The sequence below is a fragment of the Bifidobacterium aesculapii genome (genome assembly GCF_001417815.1).
In the GTDB taxonomy this organism is placed as follows: Bacteria; Actinomycetota; Actinomycetes; order Actinomycetales; family Bifidobacteriaceae; genus Bifidobacterium; species Bifidobacterium aesculapii.
The window spans coordinates 20,400-27,185 of record NZ_BCFK01000029.1 but is presented as its reverse complement, the minus strand read 5'-3'; the positions used below and the strand labels follow the sequence as shown (position 1 = coordinate 27,185).

The following is a 6,786-nucleotide window of genomic DNA, read 5'->3' as shown; positions in this document are numbered from 1 at the left end:
GGGGGGGGTGGGGGAGGGGCCCCGCCGGGGGGCAGGGCGGGGGGTGGCCCCCCCCCGCCGATCTCGAGGCGGGCGCCTCTTCCAGCACACACGACCTGCTCAAGGAGGATCTCGCAATCCGCGACCGTCTCGAGGCGATCATCGCGAAGATGAGCATGACGTTCATGCGCGACTTCGACCGCCGCATCACGACCTATGATCTGCCGCGCGCGCTCGCCTATGCGGACAGGCGCCTCAACGACCAGATCCAGCTGCTGCGCGACCGCGGCATCGCCGAAGGCTTGTGGACCGTCGCCGACGAGGACCGGCAGCGCGTCACCGTGCCGGTGCTCACCGCCGCGAGGGAGGATGTCGTCGTCGACGACATCCAGGACCGTACCGCGGAGATCGTCAACGCGCGCGCCGAACAGCGCAAGGCCGACCGCGCCAAGCGCGAGGCGGCGCGCCAGCATCGCGAGCACGCGCTCTTCGAGGCGGACGAGGTGCGCTACGGTTCCGTCGAGGCCGGTCCGGACGAGTCCGCTCCCGCCGACTCCAGTTCCGACCAGGGCAGCCCCGACTATCTCATCGAAGGCCAGCCGGTCATCAACGACGACAATCCCGCCGTGCCGTCCATCGAACAGGTCAACCGCGACGAGACCGCCGTGCCGGAGGCGCGTTTCGAGAAGTCGCGTCACGCGGCCGCCGAGCATGTGGCCGCACGTCAGGCCGCACGTCCGAAGGACTACTGGCGCGAGGTGTTCCTGCCGGGCCGCGACGTGGACAAGGTGATGGGCATCGATCTGGAGACGAACGGCACCGAACCGGCCCGCGCGTACATCATCGACGTCGGCTTCGAATACATGAACATGCGTTCGCCGCGCCCCGCCGAAGCCCCCACCGGATACCGGTACGACAAGGACTACTACGAGGGCGGCGACGCGTACGACCAGCACCGCTTCTCGTTCGGCGTGACCCCCGAGGCGGCGCGCCACGGCAACCCGTTCATCATCCAGTTGACCGGCATCGACATCAAGCAGCGCGTCGGCATCGACTACCCGATGTTCGACGAGGACGCGCAGGCGCAGAAGGACCTGCTCGAACGGCTCACCTCGCAGCCGTTCGTGGCGCACATGGCCACGTTCGAGCACAGCTTCTTCATGCTCAACGTGAAGGGCTACGCGGAGGCCTACCGCAACGGGCACGTGACCATCATCGACACGCTGCCGATGAGCCGCCTGTGGGACGAGGGCTCGATCCCCAGCGAGGATCACCCCGACGGCGACAACCGTCTCGACGCGTATGCGAAGCGTCAGGGCGCGCTGCACGAGGACGACGCCGAACGCCATCTCGGCCTCGAGGACACGCATATCATGCTGCTGGCGATGAAGCATCATCTCAAGCAGCTGCAGGCCGAGGCGCGCGGGCCGTGGGGCCCGGGCGGCAAGGCCGGCGTCGGCGGCAAGCGCATCGTCGCCCATCGCCGCCACTGGAGGCGTTAGCCTTCGGCGCCCGGCCGGTTCCCGTCGAGACCGAGCGTGGCGCGCAGCCACTCGAGTTCGGCCTCGACGTAGGCGTCGTGCACGGTGACCAATCCCCTGCGGTAGGGGTCGTCGATGTGGTCGAGCGTGAGCGGGTTGCCGGCGTCGCAGTAGAAGAAATGCACGTCCTTGCGCGACAGCAAGTCGTAGCGGCGGCGCAGCACCGCATCGCGCGTCGCCTTGTCCGGCACGACGGACAGGAACGTGAGCACCACGCGCCACCGGTTGAAATCGCTGACGATGAACCCGTCCGCGTCGGCGATCGCCTCGACGAGCGCCTCGCGACCGGCGGGCTCCAGCGTGAACAGGTGACGTTGCCGGCCGTCGCGCACATCGGTGCGTTCGGAGATGAGACCGGCCTTCGTCAGACGGGCGGTCGCCGGGTAGATCGCGCCGTCGCTGAAGCGGCGCATGTCCCCCTGCAGCTGCTCCATCTTCTTGCGCAGCTCATACCCGCACATCGTCTTCTCGGACAGGAATCCGAGGATCATCATCTCGATCACGCTCATACGCGACAGCCTACCTCGTTTCGACATACTCCGGTTGCATGGTACCGGAAGGCGCGGATGGCGCCCCACCGCTTCGGACGGTTCATCGCCGTGGGCGCAACGGCATGGCGCGCGGTCAGCGCAGCACCTTGCCGAGGATATGCCGCATGAACGGGATCGTGGTGGCGAACGTGAGCACATCCGCCACGGACTGCGCCGCCTCCACGCCCGTCACGCCGATGACATGCGGCAGGACGAGCACGATCGGCGCGAGATACAGGCCGGTGCAGCATACGGCCAGGAACGAGGCGATGGCCGTCTGCCCGAGCGTCTGCGAGATCATGTTGCCCATCATGTTCACACCGTTGAGCACGACCGTCATGCACTGGAAGTGCAGCGCGGCGACGCCCACCGCCACCACGGCCGGGTCCGAGCGGAAAATCCCGACCAGTTGCGGCGCGGTCAGCCAGATGGCCGCGGCGAGCGCGAGCAGCACGCCGGTGGCGAGTTTGACGCAGAACCAGTACGCTTCGCGCACGCGTGCGAACTTGCCGGCGCCATAGTTGTAGCCGCACACCGGCTGGAACCCCTGCCCCAGTCCGATGATGATGGAGTTGGCGCCGAGCATGATGCGCATGACGATGGCCATGCCGGCGATCGCCGCGTCGCCGAACGGGTTGGCGGCGATGTTCACGCAGGTCGTGGCGATGGAACCCGCGCTTTGGCGCACGAGTGAAGGCAGGCCGCCGCCCGCGATCTCGCGCAGGAGCAGCGGGTCCGGCCGGCAGTCGCGCAGGGTGAGCTTCAGCACGCCGAACCTCGCGCTCATGACGGTCAGGATGACGAAGCTGACCGTCTGGCAGATGCCGGTGGCGAGGCCGGCGCCGAAGATGCCCATGCGCAGCACGAAGATGAACAGCGGGGCGAGCAGGAAGTTGAGCAGCGCGCCGGTGACGAGACCGATCATGCCGAACGCGGACTGGCCTTGGTAGCGCAGCAGGCCGTTGAGCGCGAACGAGCCGCACACGCAGGGCGCGGCCACGAGAATCGGCGTCAGATAGGTCACCGCATAGGGGGCGATGGTCCCGGTGGAGCCGAGCGCCATGACCAGCGGGCGCAACGTGGCGAGGCATGTCACGGTCACGGTCAGGCCGAACAGGAACGCGCCCGCGAATCCGATGGCCAGCAGCCGGGAGGCGCGCTCGTTGTCGCGTTTACCGAGTTCGCGGCTCATCGAATTGCCTGCGCCGTTGCCGAAGAAGAACCCGATGGCCTGCAGGATGGTCATGATCGAGAACGCGATGCCGATGGCGCCGGACTGGGAGGTGCCCAACTGGCCTATGAAGAACGTGTCGGTGAGGTTGTACGCGGTGGTCACCAGATTCGAGACCACGGCCGGCAGGCAGAGCCTCAGAATCAGCGGTCTGACGGGCTTTTCCGTCATCTCATGATATTTCGCGTCCGCGTCCGCCCGTCTGATTGCCTGCCGTACCTGTACCACAGGTCGATACTGTACTCCCTGCCGCGTGTGCCGCGCGCCTCCATGTCCTGTCAGCGGGACACGGCACCGCCGTCCTGGAGGCGTTTGACCTGTTCGATGACGTCACGATGCTCTTCGATGAGCTCGTCGGCGTCGCCCTGGCGCCCTTCGGCCACGGCACGCCAGTAGAGCGTCTTGAGCGAGACGTACGCCTGCTGCATGCGGATCGCTTCGGCGCGGGCGGCGAGACGCAGCGCCTGCGCGTCGAGCAGCTCCATCTGCCGTTTCGCCCCGGCCGCGCCGTCCTGCGTGTTGCGCAGGTAGGCGCGCATCGATTCGAGCGGCATGCCCGTGGCGGACAGGCACGCGATCGTGCCCAGCCGTTCGAGGTCGGCGTCCGTGTAGGCGCGACGTCCGTTCCGGTCACGCGCGATGGGCGGGATGATGCCGATCTGCTCGTAGTAGCGCAACGTGGATTCCGACAGTCCGGACGCCAACGACGCCTCGCGGATGGTGTGCCAGGTGGTTACGGTCATGACTGCGCTCCTTATCTCCTTATCATCGAGTCAGATTACGGCCACTGCCACGCAATCTACGGGCTTCAAGCGCTCGAAGTCAAGCCTCCCCTACCGCAGGTACCGTCCGGTCACGCTGTCGGGGTCCGCGGCAACCTGTTCGGGCGTGCCGGCGGCGACGATGCGTCCGCCGGCCTCGCCGCCGCCCGGCCCCATGTCGATGATCCAGTCGGCGTTGGCGATCATGTCGAGGTCATGTTCGATGACGACCACCGTGGCGCCCTGGCCCACGAGCCGGTCGAACACGTCGAGCAGCACGCGCACGTCGAGCGGATGCAGGCCGATGGTCGGCTCGTCGAACACGAACACCGCGTCGGACTGCGCGCGTCCCATCTCGCCGGCGAGCTTCAGCCGCTGCGCCTCCCCGCCAGACAGGGAGGGCGTCGGCTCGCCCAACGTCAGGTAGCCGAGACCCAGATCGTGCAGGGTCTCAAGCCGCGCATGCACCTTGCGCATGTCGCCGGTCGCCTCCAGCGCCTCGTCCACGCTCATCGCCATCAGCCCGGGCAGGGTGAGTCCACGCCCGTCCCTCGCCACGCGATGGATGCCTCCCGCGGCAGGCGCATAGCGCGAACCGCGGCAGTCGGGGCAGTCGATGTCCACGTCGGGCAGGAACTGCACGTCGAGCGAGATGCGCCCGGTGCCGTCGCAGGTCGGGCAGCGCAGACGCCCCGTATTGTACGAGAAGTCGCCCGCCTTCCACCCGCCGGCCTTCGCGTCGTCGGTGCGGGCGAACGCGCCCCGCAGATCGTCGTGCACGCCGGCGTAGGTGGCGACGGTGGAGCGCACGTTCGCGCCGATCGGCGTCGCGTCGATGAGATTCGCGCGCATGACGCCCTCCGCCTCGATCGCGCGCACGTGCGCGGGCATCGCGACGGGGTCGCTCCCCGTCGCGACCTGCGCGCCCGCGTCGCCGGTGCGGTCGCCGTGCGCGCCCCGCGCGGCGGCGTTCGCACGCAGCGCCGGAATCAGCGATTCGAGGATCATCGTGGTCTTGCCTGAACCGGAAACGCCCGTCACCACCGTCAGACGGCCACGTGGAATATCGACGGAAAGCGGCTTGACGGTATGCAGCGGACCGGTCTCCAAATGGATGCGGCCATGGTCGAACATATGCGCCGCGCCGCCGTCGACGCGCGGCCGCACACGCCGCGGCCCGTCCTCGAGCAGGAACGGGGCGATGCGGCTCCCCCGCTCCCCCGCCGCCGCGACCTGCGCGACCGTGCCCTGCGCGATGAGCCGACCGCCGCCCGCACCCGCGACCGGCCCCATCTCCACCAGATGGTCGCACGCCTTGAGCACGCGCACGTCATGGTCGACGACGACCACCGTGTTGCCGTCCGCGACGAGATCGCGCATCACGCCGACCAGCCCGTCCACGTTCGCCGGATGCAGGCCGATGGACGGCTCGTCAAGCACGTACAGCACGCCCGTGGTGCGGTTGCGCACGGCTCGCGCCAACTGGACGCGCTGGCGCTCGCCGGTGGACAGGGTCGCGCCGGCACGGTCGAGCGCGAGATAGCCGAGTCCGAGTTCCAGCAGCCGTCTGGCCACGTCGAGGAACGATTCGGCGATGTTCGCGGCCATCGGACGCATCTCCTCCGGCAGCGTCCCCGGCACGCCGCGCACCCATGCGACCGCCTCGTCCAACGTCATCGCGCACGCCTCGGCGAGATTCAGCCCGCGCACCTGCGGGTCGCGTGCGGCGTCGCTCAGACGCGTGCCGCCGCACGCCGCGCACGGGCTCTCCTTGAGGAACCGCGCGACGCGTTTGAGTCCCTTCTCGTCCTTGGCTTTGGCGAGCGCGTTCTCGACGGTGTACACGGCGTTGTAGTAGGTGAAGTCGAGTTCGGCGAAGTCGTCGCTTTTCTTCGACCGGTAGAGGATGTGCTTCTTGACGGCGGGGCCGTGAAAGACGATGTCGCGCTCCTGGTCCGTCAGATCGCTAAACGGTATGTCCGTGCGCACGCCCATCGCACGGCACACGTCCTTCATGAGGTCCCACATGAGCGAGCCCCATGGCAGGACGGCGCCGTCGTCGATGCTTTTCGATTCGTCGGGCACGAGCGAGGCGAGGTTCACGTCGCGTACGATGCCGGTGCCCGAGCAGGTGGGGCAGGCGCCGGCGGAGTTGAAGGCGAGCGATTCGGCGCCCGGCCCGTGGAACGTGCGTCCGCAGGAGGCGCATCGGATCGGCAGTTCGGCGGCCACGTCGAGCGTGGGTTCGTGGCGTGCGCCGCAGTGCGGGCACGAGTGGGAGCCGCAGCGTGAGAACAGGAGGCGCAGGCTGTTGAGCAGTTCGCTCATCGTGCCGAACGTGGAACGCACGCCGGGTACGGCGGGCCGTTGGTGGAGGGCGAGCGCGGCGGGCACGTGGCGCACGTCGTCGACCTGGGCGCGCGCCGCCTGGGTGAGGCGCCGGCGCGTGTAGGTGGACAACGCCTCGAGGTAGCGTCGGGAGCCTTCCGCGTAGAGCACGCCGAGCGCGAGCGAGCTTTTGCCGGAGCCGGAGACGCCGGCCACGCCGGTGAGTCCGCCCAGCGGGATATCGACGTCGACGCCTTTGAGATTGTGCACGCGCGCGCCGCGCACTTCGATGAAGCGCGGCGACGCATGTTCCGTTCGCGGCCGGCCGGTGAGCCCGGTTCGGTTGGTGAGCCCGGTTTTCCCGGTGAGCTCGGTTCGACTGGTGCCGTGGTGTTCCTGTCCGTCCGTCATGCGGC

The 6,786-nt window shown here is 68.5% G+C and carries 5 protein-coding genes; 1 reads left to right on the top strand and 4 read right to left on the bottom strand.

All coding sequences use genetic code 11. The features are described 5' to 3' along the window. The first annotated feature begins 95 nt into the window (after window positions 1–95). Window positions 96–1,481 carry a PolC-type DNA polymerase III domain-containing protein gene (locus BFAL_RS11215; RefSeq protein WP_236691666.1) on the top strand — a complete coding sequence of 462 codons (1,386 nt, stop codon included), beginning with the start codon at window positions 96–98 and terminating at the stop codon, window positions 1,479–1,481. Here the strand turns inward: BFAL_RS11215 and BFAL_RS04275 are convergent. From BFAL_RS04275 to BFAL_RS04260, 4 genes are all read right to left on the bottom strand, one after another. Beyond that, complete coding sequence (locus BFAL_RS04275; RefSeq protein ID WP_055427191.1) at window positions 1,478–2,029, bottom strand: PadR family transcriptional regulator; 552 nt, start codon at window positions 2,027–2,029, stop codon at window positions 1,478–1,480. The two genes, BFAL_RS11215 and BFAL_RS04275, sit on opposite strands and share 4 nt — an antisense overlap. 115 nt (window positions 2,030–2,144) lie before the next feature. Then, the gene (locus BFAL_RS04270) at window positions 2,145–3,452 is read right to left on the bottom strand and encodes an MATE family efflux transporter (RefSeq protein ID WP_370696058.1); all 1,308 of its coding nucleotides are present in this window, start codon (window positions 3,450–3,452) and stop codon (window positions 2,145–2,147) included. Between the two features lie 107 nt (window positions 3,453–3,559). Beyond that, complete coding sequence (locus tag BFAL_RS04265; RefSeq protein ID WP_082440358.1) at window positions 3,560–4,024, bottom strand: MerR family transcriptional regulator; 465 nt, start codon at window positions 4,022–4,024, stop codon at window positions 3,560–3,562. 90 nt (window positions 4,025–4,114) lie between these two features. Next, window positions 4,115–6,781 (bottom strand): excinuclease ABC subunit UvrA, encoded by a 2,667-nt coding sequence (locus BFAL_RS04260; RefSeq protein ID WP_160319027.1) that lies wholly within the window; start codon window positions 6,779–6,781, stop codon window positions 4,115–4,117. Window positions 6,782–6,786 lie beyond the last annotated feature (5 nt).

Excerpts from the sequence above, each read along its gene's own strand:
- BFAL_RS04265 (WP_082440358.1), bottom strand. The coding sequence starts at position 4,024 with ATGACCGTAACCACCTGGCACACCATCCGCGAGGCGTCGTTGGCGTCC.
- BFAL_RS04270 (WP_370696058.1), bottom strand. The coding sequence starts at position 3,452 with ATGACGGAAAAGCCCGTCAGACCGCTGATTCTGAGGCTCTGCCTGCCG.
- BFAL_RS04260 (WP_160319027.1), bottom strand. The coding sequence starts at position 6,781 with ATGACGGACGGACAGGAACACCACGGCACCAGTCGAACCGAGCTCACC.
- BFAL_RS04275 (WP_055427191.1), bottom strand. The coding sequence starts at position 2,029 with ATGAGCGTGATCGAGATGATGATCCTCGGATTCCTGTCCGAGAAGACG.